Below are 24,477 nucleotides of genomic sequence, written 5' to 3'. Positions count from 1 at the left end.
CACGCCGGACGGCGTGACCCCAAGCGGCCCGCCACCACCGTGTCGCGGGCCATTGGCGACGCTTCCGCCGCCCTGCGCGGCGGAGTAGTATCGCCCCGATCGAGCAACCTGCGGGAGACAGGGATGACCAAAGGCCTATTCAACATCGCCGCCTTCGGCGCGACGGCCCTGCTTGGCCTCGCCGGATGCGCCGACACCACGTCGCGTGCGCAGGAGGCAGCGCCCGTGGCCACCACACGGCCCGAGCCCCGGCCCGGCGAGGGCGCAAGCGCCTCGCCCCGCCCGGCGGATTTCGTGGCCTGGCGCACCGGCTTCCGTGCCCGCGCCCTCTCGCGCGGCATCCGGGCCGACGTGTTCGACACCGCTTTCGCCGGCGTGGGCGTGAACGAGAAGGTGATCGAGCTGGACCGCTACCAGCCCGAGTTCCGCCGCCAGATCTGGGATTACCTGGACCGGGCCGTCTCCGACACCCGCGTCGCGAACGGCCGTGCCATGCATGACCGCCACGCGGCGCTGCTCGCGCGGATCGAGCAGCGGTACGGCGTGGACAGCCAGTACGTGCTCGCCATCTGGGGGCTGGAGAGCGCCTACGGCTCCTCCATGGGCTCGATGAACGTGATCGAGAGCCTCGCCACCCTGGCCTATGAGGGCCGCCGGCAGGAGTTCGCGGAGAGCCAGCTCCTCACCGCCCTGCAGATCCTGCAGGAGGGGGACGTGCCGGCCTCGCGCATGACCGGCTCCTGGGCCGGGGCGATGGGCCACACCCAGTTCATCCCCACCAGCTTCGAGGAATACGCGCAGGACTGGAACGGCGACGGCCGCCGCGACATCTGGGGGGATGACCCGGCAGACGCCCTCGCCTCCACCGCCAACTACCTCTCGCGCTTCGGCTGGGAGAAGGGCCAGCCCTGGGGCGTGGAGGTGCGGCTGCCGGCGGGCTTCGACATCGCCCGCGCCGATGGGAACGACTGGCGGCCTGTGGCCTCCTGGCGGGCGGCGGGCATCACCCGCATCTCCGGCGGTGCCCTGCCCGAGGCGGGCGAGGCCGCCCTGCTGGCGCCCGCGGGCGGGCGCGGCCCGGTCTTCGCCGTGTTCAAGAACTTCAAGGTGATCAAGCGCTACAACAACGCCACCTCCTATGCCCTCGCCGTGGGCCACCTGGGCGACCGGATCATGGGCGGCGGGCCGTTCGTGGCCTCCTGGCCGCGTGACGAACAGGCGCTCACGGTGAACGAGACCATCGAGCTGCAGGAGCGGCTCACCGCGCTCGGCTATGACACGCAGGGCTCGGACGGGCTGGTGGGGCCGAACACGATCGAGGCGATCCGCGCCTTCCAGCGCCAGGCCGGCCTCGCGCCGGACGGCTTTCCCACCAAGCAGCTTCTGACCAAGGTGAAGGCCGCCGGCGGCTGAGGCCCTGCCCCCCGGCCGCGACGCATTGACTTTGCGCCGCGGCCGGGCCATGTCCCTGCCCATGACACGCTCGCGCCTCAGCTTCACCGCGTATTATCCGCTGCCCTGATCGCAGCGGAGCGTGAGTCGTGCCTCATTCCCAACCGCTGCAGTGCCAGCGGTTGCGGCGAGTCCCGGCGCCCCTGGCACGCCCGTTCCAGGATCCCCGCCATGCCGGACCAGATGACCATCGCGACCCTCGCCCCCGCTCCCCTGCCCCGGCTGGGCCTGCTGGGCTACGGCGCCTTCGGGCGGCTCGCGGCGCGGGCCCTGCGGGCGCGCTTCGACATTCGCGTGCATGACCCCGACCCCGCCGCCGGCGCTGCCGCGGCGCAGGCCGGCCTGCGCGCCGTGAGCCTGGCCGAGGCCGCGGCCTGCCCGGTAGTTGTGCTGGCGATGCCGGTGCCCGCCTTCGGCCCGGCCCTGCGCGCCCTCGCGCCGCTGCTGCGGCCGGGCACGCTGGTGCTGGATGTCGCCTCGGTGAAGGAGGAGCCGGCGCGGCTGATGCAGGCGCTGCTGCCCGGACATGTCGAGCTGCTCGCCACCCACCCGATGTTCGGCCCGCGCAGCGCGGGCGACGGCGGGTCCGCGGCCCTGGCCGGGCTGAAGGTGGTGCTCTGCCCGCTGCGCGGCCGGCGCTGGCGCGGGGCCGCGGCCCTGCTGCGCGGGATGGGCCTGCGCGTGATCGTCACCACCCCGCAGGAGCATGACAGGCAGGCGGCGCTGAGCCAGGGCCTCACCCACCTGCTGGCCCGCGCGCTTGCCGGGCTGGACCGCACACCCGCCATCACCACGCGCAGCTTCGAGCTGCTGATGCAGGCCATCGACATGGTGCGCGACGACCCGCCGGAGATCTACGAGACCGTGACTCGCACCAACCGCCATGTCGCCGGCCTGCGCAGCACCCTCATCGCGGCGCTGCAGCATGACACGGCCATTCCCGCGCAGCCCCCCGTCACCGGCACCTGACGCCGCGCCCGTTGGCCGGCCGCCGCAGCAGCGCGAGCGCTCTGCGCGCCTCCCTCCGGCGTGCGCGGGGTGCCAGAGGGCCCGAACGCGAAGGTATGGCTTGCCGGGTTCACCACCCGGCAGGCCGAACCGGCGCCGCCAAACACTCCGCCTTGCGGGCGGCCGGGGGCGGCCGCACCGCACATCCTTCGGAGCATGCGCCCACCGGATGCGCCGGGACGGCGTTCAGACCCCGGGTTCGACCTTTTCCGGAAGCGGTCCGGCGGGCACGCCGGGGCGGCCCGGGCCGGGGCCGGTCCAGAGGCCGCGCGGGCCCTTCTCGCGCATGCGGGCAAAGGTCGAGAGCGGGCCCTCGCGCACCATCCGGCGCAGCGGGTTGTCCCGCAGGGCGGACTTGGCCTTCTCGATGCGCATCACGTCGGCGATCCGGCGCTCCAGGAACTCCCAGCTGCGCTCGGACCCCTCGCTGTCATCGCCCAGCCAGTAGAGCGTGGTGGCGGAGATGACGCCCGAGAGGGTCAGCCGCTTGGTGTACCAGTTCATGTCGCGCGACGTGTCCCCCAGCGCGGTCCAGATCACGTCGGCAGTGTGCCAGACGGCCTTCGCGCCGTCGGAGGCATGCTGCGGCAGGGCGAAGAAACTGGCGCCACGGCGCACGGCTTCCTTGTCCGGCGCGGCGATCTCCAGCCGGCGGCGCACCGCGAAGGCCACCCGCTCGGAGAATCGCATGGCGGAAAGATCGGTTTGCGCCAGCGCCTCGGCCAGCGCCCGGTCCCCCGCGTGGTGGAATTCGAGCGCGAGATCGGCGGCGCCGCGCGGGAAGGCCGCCTTCGCCAGTTCCGGGTCCATGCCCGAATCGGCGACGGCCGCCTTCAGCGTGGTCTGGCTCCAGCCGTCGAAGACCACGTGGGGCAAGGCCGCGTCCAGCAGTGCCTTGCGGATTTCGACCAGGGTGGGCATCGTTTCCGGTGCGGTGTCAGCCATCACAGCCTCCTGTTTTTTCGCGCCCGCGGAGGTGGACACCCCGCAGACTCGTTGTTATATAGCGCGCTCCTGCTCATTCCAAACTCTGAAAGGTGGTGAAAACAAGTGCAGGTAATGGTTCGCGACAACAATGTCGAACAGGCTCTGCGTGCCCTGAAGAAGAAGCTTCAGCGCGAAGGCGTGTTCCGGGAGATGAAACTCCGGCAGCATTTCGAAAAGCCGTCGGTGAAGAAGGCCCGTGAGAAAGCCGAAGCCGTCCGCCGCGCCCGCAAGCTGGCGCGCAAGAAGGCACAGCGCGAAGGTCTTCTGTGAGGGGTAACCCCGCATTGACCTGAAACGAACCGGCCGGGCGTCGCCCCGGCCAGTTGCGACCCCCGAGCCAAAGGCCGGGGGTTTTGCTTTTCCCGGAGAGGCTTGCGATGAACACCGATGGCCGCCGCATCTATGCAATCGGCGATGTCCATGGCTGCCGCGATGCGCTGACCGCGCGGCACCAGCAGATCCGCGACGACCTCGCGCGGCACCCCACGGAGACCGAGGCGCTCCTGATCCATGTCGGCGATTACATCGACCGTGGCCCCGACAGCCGCGGCGTGATCGACGACCTGATGGCATTTTCCATGCCCGGCGTGGAGATGCACTGCCTCAAGGGCAACCACGACCACCTGCTGCTGCGCTTCCTCGCCGCGCCGGAGGAGATGCACTGCCCGCATCACTATCTCACCCCGAATCTCGGCGGCCCGAAGACCCTCGCCTCCTACGGCGTCAGCGAAGGCCGGATGATGGACGTGCACGCCGCGGCGCTGAAAGCCGTGCCGCAGGCGCATCAGGCCTTCCTGGCCGGCCTGCCGCTCAGCCTGCGGGTGGGGGATTACCTCTTCGTGCATGCGGGCATCCGCCCCGGCGTGCCGCTGGAGGAGCAGACCGAGCAGGACATGATCTGGATCCGCGGGCCCTTCCTCACCAGCACCGAGGATTTCGGCTTCGTGGTGGTGCACGGGCACACGCCGGTGGACGAGATCGAGATCCTCCCGAACCGCATCGACATCGACACCGGCGCGGTGTTCGGCGGCACGCTCACCTGCCTGATCCTCGAGGGCGACGCGCTCTGGTCGCTGGACGGGGCCGGGCGCCGCCCGCTCTACCGGCCCTGACAGCCGGGGGCGCGCGCACAGGCCGCGCGGCCCCGGAACCCGCAGCAAGGCCCCTGCCCGGTGCCCCCCGGGCGGCCGCACCTCCGGCGGAGGATGCGCCCTACCTGCCGCGGTCCGTCACCGCGCCGTCGCGTCCCAGCCAGACGCCATCGCTCAGATAGACATCCCCTCCCGTGTCGTCGACCGCCAGTTCGGCGTAGACCGCAGCCAGGTCAGACCTCGGCCGGCCTGCCCCCTGGCCGATGCCGTCATAGATCTCGAAGAACCTCTCGGCCACGCGATAGGCATCCGAAAGGTACTCGAGCCGGCAGATCTTCGCGTATTCCCTGCCCTTGTGATCCTCTTCCACGAATGACCGCACGCCGAAGACCTGCTTCCCGGTTCTCAACGCGGCCTCGACCAGGCGCACCTGATCGGCGACCCGCACCAGCCCGCCGCCGTCCTCGCTGGCTGTCGCGGTCATGATCTCGTAGTCGGGTTCCTCTCCCAGGAGCCTCAGAAACACGTTTCCATCCCGGGTGACGATGAAATGCTCCGGGCTGCTCAACCCGCCCTTCCCGGACTTCCGAATATCAAAACTCACGCTCGCTCCACCCGTCCTGACGATTCCCTGAAGCCGATCCTGCCTGCGACAGCGCCGATCTCACGCCTGCCGCGCGGGCCGGGGCACGCGCCATCCGGCCATGAAAAAGGGCGGGCCCATGCGGACCCGCCCCGATCTTGTGCCTGCCGGCGTGGATCACTCCATCGCCTTCACGATGTCCTCGCAGATCTTCTTCGCGTCGGCGAGCAGCATCATCGTGTTGTCCTGGAAGAACAGCGGGTTGTCGACACCCGCATAGCCCGAGCCCAGCGAGCGCTTCACGAAGAGCACCGTCTTCGCCTTCTCCACGTCCAGAACCGGCATGCCGTAGATCGGCGAGCTCTTGTCGGTCTTGGCCGAGGGGTTGGTCACGTCGTTGGCGCCGATCACGAAGGCCACGTCGGTGCGGGAGAACTCGGAGTTGATGTCCTCCAGCTCGAACACCTCGTCATAGGGCACGTTGGCCTCGGCGAGGAGCACGTTCATGTGGCCGGGCATGCGGCCCGCCACCGGGTGGATGGCGTATTTCACCTCCACGCCATGCGCCTTCAGCTTGTCGGCCATCTCGCGCAGGGCGTGCTGGGCCTGGGCCACCGCCATGCCGTAGCCCGGCACGATGATGACCGACCCGGCATTCTGCATGATGAAGGCGGCATCGTCGGCGGAGCCGCGCTTGACCGGCTTCTGCTCGCCCGCCGGACCGCCGGCAGCCTCACCCGCGTCGGCGCCGAAGCCGCCCAGGATCACCGAGATGAAGGAGCGGTTCATGCCCTTGCACATGATGTAGGACAGGATGGCGCCCGAGGCGCCGACCAGCGCGCCGGTGATGATGAGCGCGGTATTGCCCAGCGTGAAGCCGATGCCCGCCGCCGCCCAGCCGGAGTAGGAGTTCAGCATCGAGACGACGACGGGCATGTCCGCCCCGCCGATCGGGATGATGAGCAGCACGCCCAGCACCATGGCCAGCACGATGATCGCCCAGAACCAGAAGGTGAGCTGGGTGGTGATGAGCAGGATCACCAGCACCAGCAGCGCCACGGCGAGGGCGATGTTGATGAGGTGCCGCCCGCCGATCATGATCGGCGCGCCGGACATGCGCCCGTCGAGCTTGGCGAAGGCGATGACCGAGCCGGTGAAGGTGATGGCGCCGATGGCCACGCCCAGCGACATCTCGATGATCGACTGGGTGTGGATCGCACCCGGCACGCCGATGCCGTAGGCCTCCGGCGAGTAGAGCGCACCGGCGGCCACGAACACCGCCGCGAGGCCCACGAGGCTGTGGAAGAACGCCACCAGCTGGGGCATCTTGGTCATCTCGATGGTGCGGGCCAGCCAGGCGCCCGCGCCGCCGCCGATGGCCAGCGCCAGGAGCACCAGCACCCAGCCGCCGAAATCCTGCGGCGGGTAGACGACCAGCGTGGTGAGGATGGCCAGCGCCATGCCGATCATGCCGTAGCGGTTGCCCCGGCGCGAGGTTGTGGGGTGGGAGAGACCGCGAAGCGCGAGGATGAAGAGCACCCCCGCGACGAGGTAGGCGAATGCTGCGAAGTTTGCCATGTCGGGAGCCCTCTCAGCCTTTCTTCTTGTACATGGCGAGCATGCGTTCGGTGACGAGGAAGCCGCCGAAGATGTTCACCGCCGCGAGCACCGTCGCGATGAAGCCGAAGACCCGGGTCCAGCCCGAGGCGATGTCGAGGTCCACGCCCACCGCGATGAGTGCGCCGACCACGATCACCGAGGAGACGGCGTTGGTGACCGACATCAGCGGCGTGTGCAGCGCCGGTGTCACCGACCAGACCACGTAATAGCCCACGAAACAGGCCAGCACGAAGGCCGAGAACAGGTAGACGAAGGGCGAGGCCCCGCCGTGCAGGGCCGCGTCGGAGGCGGCCTCCGCGGCCTGGGGCATCCCGGTGGCGGCATGGGTCGACAGCTCGGCGACCTGGGCCGAAAGCTCGGCCAGCCGGAGTGCGAGGTCTTCGAGGGTCTTTTCCATCACGCGTCCTCCTTCTTCGCGAAGTTCGGGTGGATGATCTCACCGTCCTTCGTGAGCTGGATGCCCTTCACCAGCTCGTCCTCGGGGTCGAGGGCGAAGCCGCCCTCGCCGAAGAAGGGCGAAAGGAAATTGTAATGATTGCGGGAGTAGAGTGCAGAACTGTCGGCAGCCATGCGGCCGGGGATGTTCGGCAGGCCGAGGAGGGTGACACCGTTGTCGGTGACGACATTCTCTCCGAGGACCACGCCTTCCACGTTGCCGCCCTGTTCCACGGCGAGATCCACGATGATCGAGCCGGGGCGCATGGAGGCCACCATGGCGCTGGTGACCAGGATCGGTGCCTTGCGGCCGGGGATCAGCGCGGTGGTGACCACGATGTCCTGCTTGGCGATGTGGCCGGCGACGAGTTCCGCCTGCTGCTTCTTGTAGTCGTCGGACATTTCCTTGGCATAGCCGCCGGAGGTCTGTGCCTGTTCGAATTCCTCGTTCTTCACCGCGATGAACTTCGCGCCGAGGGACTGGACCTGCTCCTCCGTGGCCGGGCGCACGTCCGTCGCGGTCACGATGGCGCCGAGGCGCCGGGCGGTGGCGATGGCCTGCAGGCCGGCCACGCCGACGCCCATCACGAACACCTTGGCCGGGGCCACGGTGCCGGCGGCCGTCATCATCTGCGGCATGGCGCGGCCGTAGGCGGCCGCCCCCTCGATCACGGCGCGGTAGCCGGCAAGGTTGGACTGCGAGGAGAGCACGTCCATGGACTGCGCGCGGGTGATGCGCGGCATGAATTCCATGGCGAAGGCGTCCACGCCGCGCTCGGCGCAGCCGGCCATGATTTCCGGCAGGGTGTAGGGCTGCATGGAGCAGAACAGCTTCTGCCCCTTGGCGAGCGACTTCAGCTCGGCTTCGGTGGGCGCCTGGATCTTCAGGATCACGTCGGCGCCCTTGAGGGTCTGCGCATAGGTTTTCGCGACGGTCGCCCCGGCGGCTTCGTACTCCGCATCCGGAACGCTGGCAGTGAGCCCGGCGCCGGACTGGACCACCACCTCGGCGCCCAGCTTGATGAATTTCTTCACTGTCTCGGGGACAGCGGCAACGCGCGTCTCGTGATCGCGCGTTTCCTTCGGAATCGCGATTTTCATAGTTTACCCTCGCCTAGATGTCCGCACGGGGCGCGGACTCAGGAGTTGAACAGCGCCAGGAAGATGAGGATCACCGCCGACGCGCCGGCCAGCCAGGTGATGCCCTTCACGAAGGCGCCGTAAGTGCGCTGCTGCTCAGCAATGTCCATCCCACCGGCGCTCTGGCCGTCTGTGTGTTCCGCCATCTTGTCCTCCGTCTGGTCGCAGGGCAGGAAATTCCACTCTCAGGCCCGTGTATAGCGCGCTCCCGCGCAAAGCGCCTGTGCATTATGGTCTCATGCGCGCATTGTCGCGGATCAAATTGCGAAATTATGTTTCGTTCCGCAAGGGCCGCAGGTCATAAATCGTCGCACGGGCGGGGTAAACAGGCAGTTCAGGCAAAGCTCCCCGTCGCCCTTTCTTCCGGCGCCGCGTCAGGAGGCTCCGGCGGGCAGGTCCGGCGCGGGGATGGCCGTCCAGCGCCAGACGCCGTCCGGCCCGGTCTCGCGGCGCGCCAGGCCCCGGGCCTCCAGCGCGTTGAGGTGCCCCAGCGCCTCGCCCAGGGCGAGGCCGTAGGTGCTGTCGTCGATCGTGCGGCGGAACAGGATCACGAAGCACTCCGGCGCGCTGCGCGGCGTGCGCAGGTGCTCCGTCAGCCGCTCCAGCGCGGTGTGGTGATTGTCGATAAGCTGGCGCAGGCGCAGGCCCAGGCCGCGGAACGGCAGCCGGTGACCGGGCAGCACCAGGTGGTCGGCGCGCGCAAGCCCGGCGAAGCGCACGCAGGAGGCGATCCACTCCTCCACCGGGTTCGCGCCCGGCTCGGTGACATGAACCCCGAGGTTGGAGGAGATGCCGGGCAGCACCTGGTCTCCGGAGAGCAGCAGCGGCGCGCTGTCCGTCTCCTCCCAGAGCGTGGCATGTTCCGGGGCGTGGCCGTCGCCGGTGCGCACCAGCCAGTCGCGGCCGCCGAGGCGCAGCCGGTCTCCCTCGCCGATGCGGGTGTAGCCGGCGGGCAGCGGCGTCACCATGTCGGCGAAGTTGAACGGGCGCATGCTGCGCCGGGCCTCCAGCCGCTCCGCGTCCATTCCGGCGGCATGGTAGAAGGCGAGGCTTTCCGGGCTGGGCACCGGCTGCTCGTCCAGGGTGAGCATCCGCGCGGTGAGCCAGGCGATGCGCGTGGTGAGCAGTTCCGCGCCATGCACGGTCTGGAACCAGCCGGCGAGGCCGATGTGGTCCGGGTGGTGATGGGTGACGAGCACCCTGCGCACCGGGCGCCCGCCCAGCGGGCCGGCGAGCAGGCGCTCCCACACCGCGCGGGTGCGGGCGGTGTCGAAGCCGGTGTCCACGAGGGTCCAGCCGTCCGGGTCCTCCAGCGCGTAGACATTCACGTGGTCGAGCGCCATGGGCAGCGCCATCCGGGCCCAGAGCAGGCCCGGGGCAATTTCATAGACCTCCCCCTCCGCCGGGGCGGTTTCGGTCAGGTGCGCGATGCGGGGCGCCTGCCCCTCCCTGGTACAGACATTCACGAGGCGAGGGCCTCCGCGTCCAGCGCGTAGAGCGGCGCGGCCCCCTCGCAGACCGTGGCGCAGAGCGACGGCACCTGCGCCAGAAGCTGGCGGATGTGGAAGCGGGCAAGCGCGATCTGCCGGGCGTCGCCGGGCATCAGCCGGGCGCCGCGCAGCAGGTAGTGGCCGCCCAGCACCAGCGCGAAGGCGCGCAGGTAGGGGCTTGCCCCGGCGAAGCGGTCGTTGAGCGGCGCGTCCAGCAGCCAGTCCGTGGCCCGGGCCAGCTCGGCGCGGGCGGTCTCCAGCGCGACGGTCAGGGCGGGTTCGGCCTCCCGCGCATCGGCCACGGTGCCGGCCACCTCCTCCAGCAGGCCGCGCGCCGCGGCCCCCCCGTCCATCAGCTTGCGCGCCACGAGGTCCATGGCCTGGATGCCGTTGGTGCCCTCGTAGATCGCGGCCACCCGCACGTCGCGCCAGTATTGCGCCGCGCCGGTTTCCTCGATGAACCCCATGCCGCCGTGGATCTGGATGCCCAGGTCGGAGACCTCCCGGCCCACGTCGGTGCCGAAGGCCTTGCAGATCGGGGTGAGGAAGGCGCAGCGTGCCTCCCAGGCCGCGGGCTCCGCCGCCGCGCGGGCCATGTCGTGGCTGAAGGCGGTGTCGAGGCACAGGGCCCGGGCCGTCGCGGTGAGCGCGCGCATGGTCATCGCCATGCGGCGTACGTCGGCATGGTCGATGATGCTTCCCGTGCCGCCCTCGATCAGGCTCCGGCCTTGCCGGCGGTCCAGCGCGTAGGCGAGGGCCTTCTGCATCGCGGCTTCCGCCACGCCCAGCCCCTGCACGCCCACGCCGATGCGCGCCGCGTTCATCATGGTAAACATCGCCGCCATGCCGTCATGCGGGGCGCCCACCAGCCAGCCGGTGGCGCCGTCGAACTCCATCACCGCCGTGGCGGAGCCGTGCATGCCCAGCTTGTGCTCCAGGCTGAGCGCGCGCAGGCTGTTGGCCGGGCCGGGGTTCCCCTCCGCGTCCGGAATGTATTTCGGCACCAGGAACAGCGAGATCCCCTTGGTGCCCTTCGGCCCGTCCGGCAGGCGCGCCAGCACCAGGTGCACGATGTTGGGCGTCAGGTCATGGTCGCCCCAGGTGATGAAGATCTTCTGACCGCTCACCGCGTAGGTGCCGTCGCCGTTCGGCACGGCGACGGCGCGCAGGGCGCCCACGTCGGAGCCGGCCTGCGCCTCGGTGAGGTTCATCGTGCCGGTCCATTCGCCGGAGACGAGCCGGGGCAGGTAGAGCGCGCGGATCTCCTCGGAGGCGTGATGCGTGAGCGCCTCGATCTGGCCCTGGGTGAGCAGCGGGTTCAGCGCGAGCGCCACGCAGGCGCCGGACATCATCTCCCCCACCGCCGTGGCGAGGGTGAGCGGCAGGCCCATTCCGCCGTGCTCCGGGTCGGCCGTGATCCCCACCCAGCCGCCGTCGCGGATCGCGGCATAGCCCTGCATATATCCGGGGGAGGAGCGTACGACGCCGTTCTCCAGCCGCGCGCCCTGCAGGTCTCCCGCGCGCTGCAGCGGCGCGAGCACCTCGGCGGCCAGCTTCGCGGCCTCGGCGAGAATCGCCTCCACGGTCTCTTGCGTCGCCTCGGCGAACAGGTCGGTCGCGGTCAGCCGGTCGGCACCGATGACGCGCATGCTCGCGATGATCTCCTCCACGGGCGGGCGATAGGCCATTACGTTTCCTCCTGCGTGTGATCCGCTTTCAACCGGCGCCGGGACGCGCTAGAAACCCGGGCCGGCCTTTGGGCGAACTCTAGGCCCCTCGCCGGCGGACGACAAGCCGGCGCGCGCCGCGCCCGGGCCAGGCCGATGACCCGCGGGCCGTGCGCACGGCAAAGGGCACAGCCGGCCGCACCGGGCCCGGAGACCACCCGCGCCCCCGGCCCCGCCGCTGCGCGAGACCGAACCGCGCAGCGATGCGCGCCCCGGCCCCGGCCGGTGGACGAGACCCCAATCCGCGCCAGCGGCGCGCCCGGAGCCGAGGAGCAGGAGCCGCCATGACCAGCACCGCCGAGGGCGAGACCGAGCGCCTCGCCGCCGACAGCGCCGGCATCGCCCGCGCCGCCGCCCTGCTGCGCGCGGGCGCCCTCGTCTCCTTCGCCACGGAGACCGTCTACGGCCTGGGCGCCGATGCCTCCGACGACCATGCCGTGGCCGCGATCTACGCCGCCAAGGCCCGGCCGCAGTTCAACCCGCTCATCGTGCATTTCCCCGATCGCGGCGCGGCGGAGACCATCGCGGAGTTTCCGCCACTGGCCCGCCTGCTGGCCGAGCGCTTCTGGCCCGGCCCCCTCACCCTGGTGCTGCCGCGGCGCGCGGGCGCCCCGCTGTCCGAGCTGGTCACCGCCGGCCTGCCCAGCGTGGCGGTGCGCGTGCCGGCCCACCCGCTCGCCCGGCGCCTGCTCTCCGAGACCGGACGCGGCATCGCCGCGCCCTCGGCCAACCCCTCCGGCCGCATCAGCCCCACCACCGCCGGCCATGTGCTGGACGGGCTGGGCGGGCGCATCGCCGCGGTGCTGGACGGCGGGCCCTGCCCCGTCGGCGTGGAATCGACCATCGTCGACGTGTCGGACCCGGGCCGCCCGGCCGTGATCCTGCGCGAGGGCGGCCTCGCCCGGGAGGAGATCGCCGCCGTCCTCGCCGCGGCAGGCGCCCCGGCGCTCGGGGTGGGCGGGCGGGAGAGCGCCGGGGCGCCTGTCGCCCCCGGCCAGCTTGCGAGCCATTACGCCCCCGCGGCATCGCTGCGCCTCGACGCCGCCGCCCCGGAGGCCGGCGAGGCCTGGCTCGGCTTCGGCCCCGACCCGGTGCTGCCCGCAGGTCCCGCCCTCAACCTCTCCCCGCGGGGCGATCTCACCGAGGCCGCCGCCAACCTCTTCTCCCACATGCGCCGCCTCGACGCCGCCGCCGGTCCGCAAGGCCGCATCGCCGCCGCCCCGGTGCCGGAAACCGGCCTCGGACGCGCGATCAACGACCGCCTGCGCCGCGCCGCCGCCCCGCGCGAGGGCTGAACGGCACCGTCTCCCGGGAGCAGATCTCCGCGCGCGCGGGGCGCAGCTCCCTTGCATCCCCGGCGCCGATCGCCATGATCGCCCCGAAAAACGCCAGAGGAGATGCTCCGAGATGTCCCAGTCCGCGCCCCGGGCCCTGAATGACGCCAGCCCTGCCTTCCTCGAGCATCTCGAGGCACGCGTCGGCCCCGGCATCCTGCGCCCCGCCGGCGCCGCCGACCTGGAGGAGCCGCGCGGGCGCTACCACGGCCGGGCCGGCGCCGTCGCCCTGCCGCGCGACACCGAAGGCGTGGCGGCCATCGTCTGCGCCTGCGCCGAGGCGCGGGTGGGCATCGTGCCGCGGGCCGGGGGCACCGGGCTGGTGGCCGGGCAGGTGATGCCCGAGGGGCCCCTGCCGCTCCTGCTCAGCGTCGAGCGTCTCTCGGCCGTGCGGGATGCCTCGCCCGCCGACAACGCCCTCACCGTGGAAGCCGGCGTCACCCTCGCCGGCGTGCAGGAGGCGGCGGAGGCGGTGAACCGGCTGTTCCCGCTCTCGCTCGGCTCCGAAGGCAGCTGCCGCATCGGCGGGAACCTCGCCACCAACGCCGGCGGCGTGCAGGTGCTGCGCTACGGCAACGCCCGCGACCTGTGCCTCGGCATCGAGGCGGTGCTGCCGGACGGCTCGGTGCTGCACGGCCTGCGCCGCCTGCGCAAGGACAACACCGGCTACGACCTGCGCAACCTGCTGATCGGCTCCGAGGGCAGCCTGGGGATCATCACCGCCGCCAGCCTGCGGCTGTTCCCCCGCCCCGCGGACACCGCCACCGCCTGGGTGGCCACGCCCTCCCCCGCCGCCGCCGCCCGCATCCTGCAGCGCGCGCTGGACAGGCTGGGCGAGGCGGTGAGCGGCTTCGAGCTCATCCACCGCACCGGGCTGGACTTCCTCGCCGAGCACATGCCCGACCTGCGGCCGCCGCTGGCCGAGGGCACCTGGTTCGCGCTGATCGAGGCCTCGGGCGGCGCCGGCGCGCAGGTGCAGGACGGATTGGAAGCGGCGCTGGCCGAGGCCTTCGAGGCCGGCGACGCCACCGACGCCGTTCTGGCCAGCTCCCTCGCCCAGCGCCAGGCGATGTGGCAGATCCGCGAGACCATCCCGGAGGCGAACCGCGCCGTGGGCGCCATCGCCTCGCACGACATCTCGCTGCCGCTCTCCGCCATCCCGGAGTTCATCGACGAGGGGCTGGCCCGCCTTCACGCGCTGGACGCCTCGATGCGGGTGAACTGCTTCGGCCACCTGGGCGACGGCAACCTGCATTACAATGTCTTCCCCGCCGCGGGCCGCGACCGCGCCGACTACGACGCCCTGCGCGCCCGCGTCACCGAGACCGTGCATGACCTCGTTCACGCCCGGGAGGGCTCGGTGAGCGCCGAGCACGGCATCGGCCGGCTGAAGGTGGATGACCTGGTGCGGTACGGAGACCCGGCGAAGCTCGCCGCCATGCGCGCGATCAAGCAGGCGCTGGACCCTGTGGGCATCATGAACCCGGGCGCGCTGCTCGCCTGAGGCGCGGGCCGGCGGCGCGACGGACGGACAAGACGCGCCGGGCCCGGGCGACCTCCCCCGCCGGCAGCCGGACCGGTCTGCCCGCGAACGCACCCCGGAACCGGCCGCACCTGAAGCAGCCGCTCCCCGGACCGGACCGGCCGGCACGCGGCCTGCCCCCGGAACGGATTGCGCCCCCCGGCGAAAAAGCCGGGAGGCGCGGATCCGATCCCCGGACGGCCCATCCCTTGCGGAATGATCCCCCGAAAACGGTTGCAAGCAGCAGCCCTTGAATGTCTTGGGCCCTCAAGAGCTAGCCGGCAATCCTTTCCAATTGGTTACCAGAGCGGGCGTTCTGGCGAACAAATGCTTAATCGCCCTCGAAACTGCACAGCGCGTGCACGTCCACGCCCAGGCCCTCCAGCCGCCGCCGGCCGCCCAGGTCCGGCAGGTCCACCACGAAGGCGCAGCCGAGGATGTTGCCGCCGAGGCGCTCCACCAGCTTGATGCCGGCCTCCGCGGTACCGCCGGTGGCCAGCAGGTCGTCTACGATCAGCACCTGCTCGCCGGGCTGGATGGCGTCCTCGTGGATCTCCACGGTGGCCTCGCCGTATTCCAGCACGTAATCCTGCGCGATGGTGCGCCAGGGCAGCTTGCCCTTCTTGCGGATCGGCACGAAGCCGGTGGAGAGCTGGTGCGCGATGGCGCCGCCCAGGATGAAGCCGCGCGCCTCCAGCCCCACCACCCGGTCGATCTGCAGCCCCGCATAGGGGTGCAGCAGCAGGTCGATGGCCATGCGGAAGCCGCGCGGGTCATTGAACAGCGTGGTCACGTCGCGGAACATGATCCCCTGATGGGGGAAGTCCGGGATGGTGCGGATGTAATCCTCGACATTCAGGCGGTTCTTCATCGCGTCAGGCCTCCGGCGGGGGAATGTCGGGCCCGTGCGGGCCCGGATGGATGGGGAGGGTCAGAGCACGCGCCCGGCAACGGCGTCGAGCTTCGCCAGCAGGGCCGGGGCGCGCTGCGCGGGGGCGGTGATCAGCGCATGCTCCAGCGCGCGGTCGCAGCCATGCGGACAGGGCGCGCGCTCCGGGCCCAGCAGGCCGGGCAGCCGGCGCACCAGCCCGCGGGCCTTCTCGGCATTGCCAGAGAGCACGGCCACCACGGCGGCCACGTCCACCGCGTCATGGCCGGGGTGCCAGCTGTCGTAATCGGTGATCATCGCCACGGAGGCGTAGCAGAGCTCGGCCTCGCGGGCGAGCTTGGCCTCGGGCATGTTGGTCATGCCCACCACGTCGCATTTCCACACCTCGCGGTAGAGCAGGCTCTCCGCCTGGGAGGAGAACTGCGGGCCCTCCATGCACAGGTAGGTGCCGCCGCGGTGCACGCGGATGCCCTCGGCCTTCGCCGCCTCGGTCACGGCGGCGCCCAGCCGCGGGCAGGTGGGGTGCGCGACGGAGACATGCGCCACGCAGCCGGGGCCGAAGAAGCTCTTCTCGCGGGCGAAGGTGCGGTCGATGAACTGGTCCACCACCACGAAATCCCCCGGGGCCATCTCCTCGCGGAACGAGCCGCAGGCGGAGACCGAGATCACGTCCGTCACGCCGGCGCGCTTCAGCGCGTCGATATTGGCGCGGTAGTTGATCGAGGAGGGCGACTGCACGTGCCCGCGCCCGTGCCGGGGCAGGAAGGCCATCTTCACCCCGCCGAGGGTGCCGAACAGGATCTCGTCGGAGGCCTCGCCCCAGGGGCTCTCCACCCGGCGCCATTCCGCGCCCTCCAGGCCGTCGATGTCGTAGACTCCGCTGCCGCCGATGATGCCGATCATGGTCTCGCCCATCCGGGGTTCCTTTCCTGCCGTTGCGCCCCTTTCCTGAAGCGCCGGGGCGGCTCCGTCAAGAGAGTGGCGCCTCACGCGGACCGCATGGATCGATTGCCTTCGCGGAACGCGTGGATCGATGACCCGTGCGAAACGCGCGGCTGCAAGACTTGCGCGGTTTGGCGACCGGTGCGGCTCGTGCGGTTTTGAGACCCATGCGGGACGCGCGGCCTGAAGGCACGCGCGGGACCCGCGGTCTCGGGCCTCACACGGGCCACGCGGAGTCACAGCTCATGCCGGGCGCAGGAGCTGAACCCCATGCGTGACACGCGGCTCAGGGCGCACATGAGGCGCGGCCGGAACGCTCCTGCGGGGGGCGCGGTTCGGGATCACGCGGGACGCCCGGGGCAAGAGCCCGTCCGGGAGGCGAGGTCGCAAGCACGAGCGGACCGCGCGGCTGCAGGAACGCATGCGGCGCGCGGTCCGGAACCGGTGCGGCGCATGCGCCGGGCGGGCCGGCGCGTGTCCCCGTGCGCGGGCCCTGCGGACCCGGGTTCAGCGCTGCCCGGGCCGGTTCATGGAGAACAGCTCGCGCACCACCGCATAGTCCCGGTAGCCCAGCCGCGAGACCGGTTGCCAGCGCGTGGCGTCGAAGATGCCCTCGTTGAGCATCGCCTCGTCGATGTGGATGCCCACCACCTCGCCGATGGTGAGGTAATTGTCGCCCGGCAGGTCGATCACCTGCCACAGCCTGCACTCCAGCGCCCCGGCGGCAGCCTTCACCCGCGGCACCGAGATCACCTCGCAGGGCGCCTTCTCCAGCCCGGCGGCCTCGAACTCGTCCTCCCCCGCCTCCAGATGCGCGGCCGAGACGTTCATCGCGTCCTTCAGCTCCCAGCCCACGAGATTGGCGCAGAACTCGCCGGTGGCGCGGACATTGGCCACCGAATCCTTGCCCGCGCCGCCCGGCTTCGGCCCGGTGGTGGAGAACATCACCATGGGAGGGGCGTCCGACAGGCCGTTGAAGAAGCTGTAGGGGGCGAGGTTGGCCCGCCCCTCGGCATCCACGGTGGAGATCCAGCCGATCGGGCGCGGAACGATCATCGCCTTGAGCGGGTTGTGCGGCAGGCCGTGGTCGTCGATGCCGGGGCGGTAGAACATGGAGTGGGTCCTCGGATGATTGCGTGTGTCCCGGCCGCGTGCTACCGGGGTCGGGTGGAGTAAAGGAGGCTCGCCGCCAGATGACAAGGGTTGCAATGCGACGAGGCTGACAGCACGGGCCCTGCGCCTGCCCGCGGCCTTCCCGCCTCGCCCCGCCCCTTCCGCTCCACCGGATCCCTGCCCGATGCTCCGAATTTTCACCGAAACTCCCTCGGACACCCACGAGGTCGAGTATCTCTACGACCTCTGCTTCGCGCCCGGCCGCACGGCGCTGAGCTCCTACCGGCTGCGCGACGGCGTCGAGCCCGTGGGCCCGCTCTGCCGCATCGCGCGCGACGAGTACGACGTGCTGGCCGGCGCCATCCGCTTCTGGCCGATCCGCGTGGGCCCGGCCGGCCATCGGGCGCTGCTGCTCGGGCCGGTCGCCGTGCACCCCACCCACCAGGGCGAGGGGCTGGGCGCGCTGCTGATCACCGAAGGGGTGGAACGGGCGCGCGAGCTGGGCTGGGAGCGCATCCTTCTCGTCGGCGACGCCCCCTACTACAACCGCTTCGGCTTCGAGCACGATATCGCCGAGGCGGTCGACTTCCCGCCCCCCACCAACCCCGCCCGCATCCTGGCCCGCGAGCTCGTCCCCGGCGCGATGGAGGGCGTCGGCGGGCTGGTGCGGCGCTGGGAGGACTGACCGGGTCCCCGGCCGGACACGTCCCGTCGGGGGCATCGAGCCCCCTCGGGCCGTCGACGGCCCGCCCCCGGCGAAGCGCCTGTGGCGCGGGCGGGGTGTGGGCCGCGGGGCCTGGCGGGTCGGGAGCACGGATGGACGGGGGGCAGGCCGGGGCGGGAGGGGAGGTCCTTCCGGTGCCGCCTCCTTACGGGTCCGGAGAGGAATTCACGCGGCACCGCCCGCGCTTCGCGCAATGCTTCGTACGGACAGGGAATGCAGCACTGATGCAGCGCAGGCGGGCTCGGGGACCAGTGACCAGTGACCAGTGACCAGTGACCAGTGACCAGTGACCAGTGACCAGTGACCAGTGACCAGTGACCAGTGACCAGTGACCAGTGACCAGTGACCAGTGACCAGTGACCAGTAGACGTGCGGCACCCGCATGGAAGACGCAAGCACTTTTCCGCTCCGAGCTGGGCACGACGGGACGCGCCCGACCCTGGGTGGGCGCAGCCGCGCCCATGGTCAGCGGTTTATCGCAAAAGCCCCCGAAAGAGGGCTGAACTCTGAATGACATCGCCATCGCGCCCTCCCGGGGGGAAGGTCGGGCGCGGCCCGGGCTGGTCGCCCGGGCGGAAGGGGGGGAGCGCGCCGCGGGTCCGATTGGCCGGGGCGACCGGTCGACGTCCCGCGCCGGCCGGGCGGGCCCGGAGGGGCCGACCGGACCGGGCCGGGCTCCGCGGTCCCCTTGCGGGACCCGGTCCCGGACCGTGCTGCGTCAGGGGGGCACGGGCCGGCACACGCTCCGGGTCGTGCGGATGTTGCCGGGTGGCTGCCTGGCTGCGCCTGGCGAGGCCCGAGCCGGCCCCGGTCTCAGACCGGCGCGTTCTGAGCCGTCAGCCAGGCGGAGAGCGCCGGGCGGACCGACTGGGTGCCGGAGCGGCGGGCGGAGTCGATCACCTGGCGCGCGGCGGAGAGGTCCACCGAGCGCAAGAGGCGCTTCACCGGGCCGATGGAGGCCGGGCGCATCGACAGGCTGCGCAGGCCCATGGCCGCGAAGGCGAGCGCCTCGATCGGCCGGCCCGCGTCCTCGCCGCAGAAGGACAGCGGCACGTCGAAGGCCTCGCAGCGCTTCACGATCATCTCGATGAAGGTCAGGAAGCTCACATTCAGCGTGTCGTAGCGCCGGCGCACGCGCTCGTTCTCGCGGTCGGCGGCGAAGAAGAACTGCTTCAGGTCATTGCCGCCGATGGAGATGAAATCGGTGAGGCGGAAGAACTCGTCCGGCGCGAAGGCGAGGCTCGGCGTCTCCAGCATGGCGCCGATCTCGAGGCTCTCGGGCACCACGCGGCCATGGGCGCGCTCGGATTCCACCTCGCTCAGCAGCATCTCGCGGGCGGTCTCGAACTCGTCGAGCTGCGCCACGAAGGGGAACATAACGCTCAGCGGCCGGCCTTTCGCGCCGCGCAGCAGCGCCTGGAGCTGCATGCGCATCACCCCGCGCCGGTCCAGCCCCACGCGGATGGCGCGCCAGCCCAGCGCCGGGTTCGGCTCCTCCTGGCGCTTCATGTAGGGCAGCACCTTGTCCGAACCGATATCGAGGGTGCGGAAGATCACCCGCTTGCCCTTCGCCGCGTCGAGCACGCGCGAGTAGAACCCCGCCTGGTCGGAGCGGCGCGGCACGGAGGAGCGCACGAGGAACTGCAGCTCGGTGCGGTAGAGGCCCACGCCCTCCGCGCCGCAGGTGCCCAAGGAGGGCAGGTCGGCCATCAGCCCGGCATTCATCATCAGGTTGAGGCGGGTGCCGTCGAGCGTTTCCGCGGGCAAATCGCGCAGCGCGGTGTAGACTTCCTTGGCCTGCGTGCGCATCGCCACTTTCTCGTGGAACGCCTTGTACACGGTCTCCTCCGGGCGCAGATGGGCAACGCCCTCGTCACCGTCAACCAGGATGCGGTCGCCGTTCTGCGCCTCGCGGGTGATGCGCGCGGCCTGGATCACCAGCGGGATGGCCAGCGCGCGGGCGACCACGGCGGCATGGCTGCCGACGGAGCCCTCCTCCAGCACCACGCCGCGCAGGGAGCGCCCGTAGTCCAGCAGATCGCCCGGCCCGATGCTGCGCGCCACCAGCACTGCGTCCTCCGGCAGGCCGGCAGTGCCGTTCTGCTGGCCGGCGACATGGCGCAGCAGGCGGTTGGCGATGTCGTCGAGATCGTGCAGGCGCTCGCGCAGGTAGGGGTCGGTGATGCGCTCCATCCGGGTGCGGGTGGCGGATTGTTCCTTCTCCACCGCGAGAATGGCGGAGAGCCCGCGGTCGATGCTCTCCTCCATCCGGCGCAGCCAGCCCTTGTCATGGGCGAAGAGACGGTAGGTCTCCAGCACCTCGCGATGCTCGCCGGAATGGGCGAGCATGTCGTTCTCCAGCATGCGGTCGACCTCGAGCCGCAGTTCCTGCACCGCGGCCAGCAGCCGGGCGCGCTCCACCTCCGGATCCTCGGCGACGGGCACGGAGGCGACGATATTGGGCTCGTGCAGGATCACCGTGCCCTCGCACACGCCCTCCTGCGCGGAGAGGCCCTTGGCGAAGAACGGCCGCCGGTGGGTGACGGCCATCTCCATCGCGCCGGGGCCGATGAAGGCACCGAGCTCGGTCATCTCGGCGATGACCATGGCGACGATCTCCAGCCCGTGGATCTCGTCCTCGGTGAAGGCGCGCGGCTCGCGGGTCTGGACCACGAGCACGCCGAGCACCTCGCCCACGCGCTGGATCGGCACACCGAGGAAGGAGGAATACAGCTCCTCCCCGGTTTCCTTGAGATAGCGGAAGCCCTTCTCGTTGGGCGCATCGGCGGTGTTGACCGGCTCCGCCTGCTCGGCGATGCGGCCGACCAGGCCCTGACCCACGCGCAGCGTGGAGACATGCACGGATTCCTTGCGCAGGCCTTCGGTGGAACACAGCTCGAGGGTCTTCTCGTCGCGCTTGAGGTAGACGGAGCACACTTCCGTCGCCAGCGACCGGGCGATCATGGCAGTGATGCGGTCGAGCCGCTCCTGCCCCTCGCCCGGCTCGGCCATGACCTGGGAGAGACGTTTCAGCAGGATGCGCGACTCGACGCCCTTGTTCTCACCCGGACCTTTCGGCCCCGGCCCCGTCTCTTCCGGCATGTCGTCCGGCATGGCTTGTCCCCCGGCGCATTGCGCTTCCCTCAGGCAGCCTTTTCCAGCCCGAAGGCATCATGCAAGGCCTGCACGGCGAGTTCCATGTATTTCCGGTCGATAAGCACCGAAACCTTGATCTCGGAGGTGGTGATCACCTTGATGTTCACGCCCTCGGCGGCCAGCGTGGCGAACATCTTCTGCGCCACGCCCGAATGCGAGCGCATGCCGATGCCCACGATGGAGACCTTCGCGGTCTCCGTGTCGGTCACCACCTCGCGGAAGGCGAGCTTGCCGTCGGCCAGGGCCGCGTCGAGCGCCTTGCGCGCGCGGGCCACCTCGTCCACCGGGCAGGAGAAGGTCATGTCGGTGAGACCGTCCTCGGAGATGTTCTGCACGATCATGTCGACATTGATGCCGGCCTCGGCCAGCGGGCCGAAGATGCCGGCGGCAACGCCCGGGCGGTCGGCCACGCCGATCAGCGTCACCTTGGCCTCGTCGCGGCTGTAGGCGACGCCGCTGACCACATTGCTTTCCATGATCTCCTCCTCTGCACAGACGAGCGTTCCCGGCTCGTCCGAAAAGCTCGACAGCACCTGCAGGCGCACGTTGTAGCGCATCGCCAGCTCGACAGACCGGGTCTGGAGCACCTTGGCGCCCAGGCTGGCCAGCTCGAGCATCTCCTCATAGGCGATGCGCTCGAGCTTGCGGGCCTTCTGGGTGATGCGCGGGTCGGTGGTGTAGACCCCGTCCACATCCGTGTAGATGTCGCAGCGCTCCGCCCCAAGCGCCGCGGCGAAGGCCACGGCGGAAGTGTCCGAGCCGCCGCGGCCCAGCGTTGTGATGCGGCCCTCCGGGCTGATGCCCTGGAAACCGGCGATCACCGCGTGCAGCCCTTCCTCGAACTTCTGCGCCAGCAGGGTGGTGTCGATGTCCTCGATGCGCGCGGCACCGTGGGCGGACGTGGTCTTCAGCGGCACCTGCCAGCCCTGCCAGGAGCGGGCGGGCACGCCGATCTCCTGCAGGGTGAGCGCCATGAGACCGGCCGTCACGTTCTCGCCGGAGGAGACGACGGCATCATACTCGCGCGCGTCGTAGAAGGGCGAGACCTCGCGCACCCAGCCCACAAGCTCGTTGGTCTTGCCCGACATGGCCGAGACGACGACAGCCACGTCGAAGCCACGCTCGACCTCGCGTTTCACCTTCTCGGCAGCATTGCGGATGCGGGAGAGATCGGCGACCGACGTGCCGCCGAATTTCATCACGAGCCTTGGCATGGCAGGGGGGGTCCTCATCCACCTGAAAATCCGGGCCGTCATACAGGCACCGGAGGAAGGCTGCAAGCTCAGCTCGTCTTGCGCGTGTTCCAGGGCAGTGGGGCGATGGGGATGTCATCCTCGATGAGCGCGCGCGCCTCCTCGCCGCTCGCCTCTCCGTAGATGGCGCGGCGCGGGGCCTCGCCCTCGTGGATGCGGCGGGCCTCGGAGGCGAAATCGCGCCCCACGTTGTCCGCGCTGCTCTCGATGCGGCGCCGCAGCTCCGCGATCATCTGCTCGGCCGGAGAGGCCGGCGCGCTCAAGGGGCGCTCGGGCGCGGGGCTGACCTCATGAGTGGAGACCCGGGGCGCCATCACCGATTTCTCCACCTTGCCCGACGCGCAGACCGCACAACTGAGATGCCCTGCCTTGCGCAGGGTCTCATAGGCATCGCTCGACTGGAACCAGCTGTCGAAGACATGGCCATCGGCACAACGGAGGGCGTAGCGGATCATGGTGGCGACTCTCAACTCCTTGACCTCCAATAAATATGTGACGGAGAGATGAATGCAATCCTGCTTTAGGGCGCGGCGCTGCTCTGCTATTCAGGGAAAATTGCTCGAATTGCGCAACCGAGAGGAGAGACATGCCCCTGCGCCTGTGGCCCTTCGCCGTGATCATCCTGCCGCTGACGGCCCTCGCCACGGTGCTGGCCTGGCACGACACGCCGCCGCTGCACACCGCGGCCTTTCTGGCCGTGGCGGGTGCGGTGCTCACGCTGGTGACGCTGGCGCTGGCCGGGCATGAGCCGGCGGCTGAAGCGTCGCCGCCGGCGGACACCGCGCCGCTGCAGTTCCTGCGCGCCGGCATGGGGCGGGAGCTGATGGAGCTGCTGCCGCAACCGCTGTTCCTCATCGAGCAGGGCGGGCGCATCGGCTATGCGAATCTCGCGGCGCGCGACATGTTCCCGCGGCTGTCGCAGGCCCGCCACTTCGCCAACCTGCTGCGCGCGCCGGCCTTCGTGGAGGCGGTGACGGCGGCGTTCGACTCCGATGAGGTGCGCCAGGCGGAATTCGTGCTCTACCAGGGGGGCGAGCTGCACCTGCGCGCGCATGTCTGCCCCACGCGCGGCGAGATCACCGATGACGCGGCGCCGGTGCTCGTGCTGGTGGAGGACCGCACGCATGATCGCAAGATCGAGGCGCTGCGCTCGGATTTCATCGCCAATGCCAGCCATGAGCTGAAAACGCCGCTGGCCTCCATCCTCGGCTCAATCGAGACCCTGCAGGGCCCGGCGCGGGACGACCCTGCCGGGCAGGAGCGCTTCCTCGCGCTGATGGCCCGGCAGGCGGAGCGGATGAAGCGGCTGGTGGAGGATCTGCTGTCGCTCAGCCATATCGAGCTCAGCGAACACCTCGCCCCGCGCACCGAGTGCGACCTGCTGGACACCGCGCGCGAAGCCGGCGCCGCCGTCTCGCCGCTGCTGCGCAAGCAGGGCGTCACCCTGGAGATCGCGCTGTCCGACCAGCCCCACCCGGTGCGCGGCGACCGCGACCAGCTCATCCAGGTGTTCGTGAACCTGCTGGAGAACGCGCTGAAATACGGCCGGCCGGAGGGGCGGATCGTGCTCGCCCCCGCCGATGGCGACCCGCGCTGGCCCGGCATGTGGGGCGTGAGCGTGATCGACGACGGGCCCGGCATCGCGCGCGAGCACGTGCCGCGGCTGACGGAACGGTTCTACCGCGTCTCGGCCAAGGCCAGCCGCGACAGGGGCGGCACCGGCCTGGGCCTCGCGATCGTGAAGCACGTGCTCAACCGCCACCGCGGCGAATTGCAGATCGAGAGCACGCCCGGGGTGGGCAGCCGATTCACCGTGCGGGTGCCGAAAGCGCCCGAGTCGGTGTCACAGAACCTCGCCGGCGCGGGCAATTCCACGGTTTCCCGTTGAATTTCAGCGCGTTGCGCTGTCACAATTCTGAAAGAGCAATGCAATAAAACCGCGGCAGCGCATCACTAGGGTGCGGCCACGGTCCAGCGCCCGACAGCGTCGGGCCTGCACATTCATCCGACC

Annotated in this window: 22 protein-coding genes; 8 read left to right on the top strand and 14 right to left on the bottom strand. The window is 70.7% G+C overall.

Annotated elements, in window-relative coordinates; all coding sequences use genetic code 11:
- Positions 1-123: 123 nt before the first annotated feature.
- Together FDP22_RS09440 and FDP22_RS09435 are read left to right on the top strand one after the other, a co-directional pair.
- Positions 124-1,413 carry a lytic murein transglycosylase gene (locus tag FDP22_RS09440; RefSeq protein WP_138571972.1) on the top strand — a complete coding sequence of 430 codons (1,290 nt, stop codon included), beginning with the start codon at positions 124-126 and terminating at the stop codon, positions 1,411-1,413.
- A 210-nt stretch (positions 1,414-1,623) separates the two neighbouring features.
- Positions 1,624-2,421, top strand: a complete 798-nt coding sequence (locus FDP22_RS09435; RefSeq protein WP_138571973.1) for a prephenate dehydrogenase — start codon at positions 1,624-1,626, stop codon at positions 2,419-2,421.
- A 225-nt stretch (positions 2,422-2,646) separates the two neighbouring features.
- On the opposite strand, the gene FDP22_RS09430 is transcribed toward FDP22_RS09435, so the two are convergent.
- Complete coding sequence (locus tag FDP22_RS09430; RefSeq protein WP_239031737.1) at positions 2,647-3,405, bottom strand: COQ9 family protein; 759 nt, start codon at positions 3,403-3,405, stop codon at positions 2,647-2,649.
- Between the two features lie 105 nt (positions 3,406-3,510).
- On the opposite strand from FDP22_RS09430, the gene rpsU reads away from it, so the two are divergent.
- Positions 3,511-3,717: a 30S ribosomal protein S21 gene (gene rpsU, locus FDP22_RS09425; protein ID WP_118136025.1), complete on the top strand. Its 207-nt coding sequence runs from the start codon at positions 3,511-3,513 to the stop codon at positions 3,715-3,717.
- A gap of 107 nt (positions 3,718-3,824) precedes the next feature.
- Entirely contained in the window at positions 3,825-4,559 is a 735-nt protein-coding gene (locus FDP22_RS09420; protein WP_138571974.1) for a metallophosphoesterase family protein, read from the top strand.
- Between the two features lie 100 nt (positions 4,560-4,659).
- On the opposite strand, the gene FDP22_RS09415 is transcribed toward FDP22_RS09420, so the two are convergent.
- From FDP22_RS09415 to FDP22_RS09385, 7 genes are all read right to left on the bottom strand, one after another.
- A complete protein-coding gene (locus FDP22_RS09415; RefSeq protein WP_143972253.1) occupies positions 4,660-5,142 on the bottom strand; it encodes a hypothetical protein in 483 nt (160 codons plus the stop codon).
- Between the two features lie 156 nt (positions 5,143-5,298).
- On the bottom strand, positions 5,299-6,699 hold the full coding sequence (locus tag FDP22_RS09410; protein ID WP_138571976.1) for an NAD(P)(+) transhydrogenase (Re/Si-specific) subunit beta: 1,401 nt from the start codon (positions 6,697-6,699) through the stop codon (positions 5,299-5,301).
- A gap of 13 nt (positions 6,700-6,712) precedes the next feature.
- On the bottom strand, positions 6,713-7,138 hold the full coding sequence (locus FDP22_RS09405; protein WP_138571977.1) for a proton-translocating transhydrogenase family protein: 426 nt from the start codon (positions 7,136-7,138) through the stop codon (positions 6,713-6,715).
- Positions 7,138-8,277, bottom strand: coding sequence for a Re/Si-specific NAD(P)(+) transhydrogenase subunit alpha (locus FDP22_RS09400; RefSeq protein WP_138571978.1), 1,140 nt, complete (start codon positions 8,275-8,277; stop codon positions 7,138-7,140). The genes FDP22_RS09405 and FDP22_RS09400 overlap by 1 nt, the downstream gene beginning before the upstream one ends.
- A gap of 38 nt (positions 8,278-8,315) precedes the next feature.
- Positions 8,316-8,462 (bottom strand): aa3-type cytochrome c oxidase subunit IV, encoded by a 147-nt coding sequence (locus FDP22_RS09395; protein ID WP_138571979.1) that lies wholly within the window; start codon positions 8,460-8,462, stop codon positions 8,316-8,318.
- Between the two features lie 228 nt (positions 8,463-8,690).
- Positions 8,691-9,782, bottom strand: coding sequence for an MBL fold metallo-hydrolase (locus FDP22_RS09390; protein WP_430225438.1), 1,092 nt, complete (start codon positions 9,780-9,782; stop codon positions 8,691-8,693).
- Positions 9,779-11,494, bottom strand: coding sequence for an acyl-CoA dehydrogenase family protein (locus FDP22_RS09385; RefSeq protein WP_138571980.1), 1,716 nt, complete (start codon positions 11,492-11,494; stop codon positions 9,779-9,781). The genes FDP22_RS09390 and FDP22_RS09385 overlap by 4 nt, the downstream gene beginning before the upstream one ends.
- Positions 11,495-11,817: 323 nt before the next feature.
- On the opposite strand from FDP22_RS09385, the gene FDP22_RS09380 reads away from it, so the two are divergent.
- Together FDP22_RS09380 and FDP22_RS09375 are read left to right on the top strand one after the other, a co-directional pair.
- Complete coding sequence (locus FDP22_RS09380) at positions 11,818-12,828, top strand: L-threonylcarbamoyladenylate synthase (protein ID WP_138571981.1); 1,011 nt, start codon at positions 11,818-11,820, stop codon at positions 12,826-12,828.
- Positions 12,829-12,940: 112 nt separating this feature from the next.
- Positions 12,941-14,371 carry an FAD-binding oxidoreductase gene (locus FDP22_RS09375; RefSeq protein ID WP_138571982.1) on the top strand — a complete coding sequence of 477 codons (1,431 nt, stop codon included), beginning with the start codon at positions 12,941-12,943 and terminating at the stop codon, positions 14,369-14,371.
- A 349-nt stretch (positions 14,372-14,720) separates the two neighbouring features.
- Here FDP22_RS09375 and FDP22_RS09370 read toward each other — a convergent pair whose 3' ends face one another.
- The 3 genes from FDP22_RS09370 to FDP22_RS09360 form a co-directional block, all read right to left on the bottom strand.
- Positions 14,721-15,260, bottom strand: coding sequence for an adenine phosphoribosyltransferase (locus tag FDP22_RS09370; protein WP_138571983.1), 540 nt, complete (start codon positions 15,258-15,260; stop codon positions 14,721-14,723).
- A gap of 60 nt (positions 15,261-15,320) precedes the next feature.
- A complete protein-coding gene (locus FDP22_RS09365) occupies positions 15,321-16,193 on the bottom strand; it encodes an S-methyl-5'-thioadenosine phosphorylase (RefSeq protein ID WP_138571984.1) in 873 nt (290 codons plus the stop codon).
- Between the two features lie 534 nt (positions 16,194-16,727).
- Positions 16,728-17,333 carry a flavin reductase family protein gene (locus tag FDP22_RS09360; RefSeq protein ID WP_138571985.1) on the bottom strand — a complete coding sequence of 202 codons (606 nt, stop codon included), beginning with the start codon at positions 17,331-17,333 and terminating at the stop codon, positions 16,728-16,730.
- 184 nt (positions 17,334-17,517) lie between these two features.
- Here FDP22_RS09360 and FDP22_RS09355 point away from each other — a divergent pair, with 184 nt between their 5' ends.
- On the top strand, positions 17,518-18,018 hold the full coding sequence (locus tag FDP22_RS09355; RefSeq protein WP_138571986.1) for a GNAT family N-acetyltransferase: 501 nt from the start codon (positions 17,518-17,520) through the stop codon (positions 18,016-18,018).
- A gap of 852 nt (positions 18,019-18,870) precedes the next feature.
- Here FDP22_RS09355 and ptsP read toward each other — a convergent pair.
- From ptsP to FDP22_RS09335, 3 genes are all read right to left on the bottom strand, one after another.
- Positions 18,871-21,159, bottom strand: a complete 2,289-nt coding sequence (ptsP, locus tag FDP22_RS09345; RefSeq protein WP_138572530.1) for a phosphoenolpyruvate--protein phosphotransferase — start codon at positions 21,157-21,159, stop codon at positions 18,871-18,873.
- A 41-nt stretch (positions 21,160-21,200) separates the two neighbouring features.
- A complete protein-coding gene (locus tag FDP22_RS09340) occupies positions 21,201-22,427 on the bottom strand; it encodes an aspartate kinase (protein WP_138571987.1) in 1,227 nt (408 codons plus the stop codon).
- A 68-nt stretch (positions 22,428-22,495) separates the two neighbouring features.
- A complete protein-coding gene (locus FDP22_RS09335) occupies positions 22,496-22,921 on the bottom strand; it encodes a DUF1178 family protein (RefSeq protein ID WP_138572532.1) in 426 nt (141 codons plus the stop codon).
- A gap of 131 nt (positions 22,922-23,052) precedes the next feature.
- Here FDP22_RS09335 and FDP22_RS09330 point away from each other — a divergent pair, with 131 nt between their 5' ends.
- Positions 23,053-24,354, top strand: a complete 1,302-nt coding sequence (locus FDP22_RS09330) for a sensor histidine kinase (protein ID WP_138571988.1) — start codon at positions 23,053-23,055, stop codon at positions 24,352-24,354.
- Positions 24,355-24,477 lie beyond the last annotated feature (123 nt).

It is taken from the genome of Paroceanicella profunda, assembly GCF_005887635.2.
GTDB classification, from domain to species: domain Bacteria; phylum Pseudomonadota; class Alphaproteobacteria; order Rhodobacterales; family Rhodobacteraceae; genus Paroceanicella; species Paroceanicella profunda.
Note: the sequence above shows the minus strand (reverse complement) of the source record. Positions and strands in the feature narration are given on the sequence as shown.

Coding starts and splice junctions, on each gene's coding strand:
- FDP22_RS09440 (WP_138571972.1), top strand. CDS start 124: ATGACCAAAGGCCTATTCAACATCGCCGCCTTCGGCGCGACGGCCCTG.
- FDP22_RS09435 (WP_138571973.1), top strand. CDS start 1,624: ATGCCGGACCAGATGACCATCGCGACCCTCGCCCCCGCTCCCCTGCCC.
- FDP22_RS09430 (WP_239031737.1), bottom strand. CDS start 3,405: ATGGCTGACACCGCACCGGAAACGATGCCCACCCTGGTCGAAATCCGC.
- FDP22_RS09420 (WP_138571974.1), top strand. CDS start 3,825: ATGAACACCGATGGCCGCCGCATCTATGCAATCGGCGATGTCCATGGC.
- FDP22_RS09410 (WP_138571976.1), bottom strand. CDS start 6,699: ATGGCAAACTTCGCAGCATTCGCCTACCTCGTCGCGGGGGTGCTCTTC.
- FDP22_RS09405 (WP_138571977.1), bottom strand. CDS start 7,138: ATGGAAAAGACCCTCGAAGACCTCGCACTCCGGCTGGCCGAGCTTTCG.
- FDP22_RS09400 (WP_138571978.1), bottom strand. CDS start 8,277: ATGAAAATCGCGATTCCGAAGGAAACGCGCGATCACGAGACGCGCGTT.
- FDP22_RS09395 (WP_138571979.1), bottom strand. CDS start 8,462: ATGGCGGAACACACAGACGGCCAGAGCGCCGGTGGGATGGACATTGCT.
- FDP22_RS09385 (WP_138571980.1), bottom strand. CDS start 11,494: ATGGCCTATCGCCCGCCCGTGGAGGAGATCATCGCGAGCATGCGCGTC.
- FDP22_RS09380 (WP_138571981.1), top strand. CDS start 11,818: ATGACCAGCACCGCCGAGGGCGAGACCGAGCGCCTCGCCGCCGACAGC.
- FDP22_RS09375 (WP_138571982.1), top strand. CDS start 12,941: ATGTCCCAGTCCGCGCCCCGGGCCCTGAATGACGCCAGCCCTGCCTTC.
- FDP22_RS09370 (WP_138571983.1), bottom strand. CDS start 15,260: ATGAAGAACCGCCTGAATGTCGAGGATTACATCCGCACCATCCCGGAC.
- FDP22_RS09365 (WP_138571984.1), bottom strand. CDS start 16,193: ATGGGCGAGACCATGATCGGCATCATCGGCGGCAGCGGAGTCTACGAC.
- FDP22_RS09360 (WP_138571985.1), bottom strand. CDS start 17,333: ATGTTCTACCGCCCCGGCATCGACGACCACGGCCTGCCGCACAACCCG.
- FDP22_RS09355 (WP_138571986.1), top strand. CDS start 17,518: ATGCTCCGAATTTTCACCGAAACTCCCTCGGACACCCACGAGGTCGAG.
- ptsP (WP_138572530.1), bottom strand. CDS start 21,159: ATGCCGGAAGAGACGGGGCCGGGGCCGAAAGGTCCGGGTGAGAACAAG.
- FDP22_RS09340 (WP_138571987.1), bottom strand. CDS start 22,427: ATGCCAAGGCTCGTGATGAAATTCGGCGGCACGTCGGTCGCCGATCTC.
- FDP22_RS09335 (WP_138572532.1), bottom strand. CDS start 22,921: ATGATCCGCTACGCCCTCCGTTGTGCCGATGGCCATGTCTTCGACAGC.
- FDP22_RS09330 (WP_138571988.1), top strand. CDS start 23,053: ATGCCCCTGCGCCTGTGGCCCTTCGCCGTGATCATCCTGCCGCTGACG.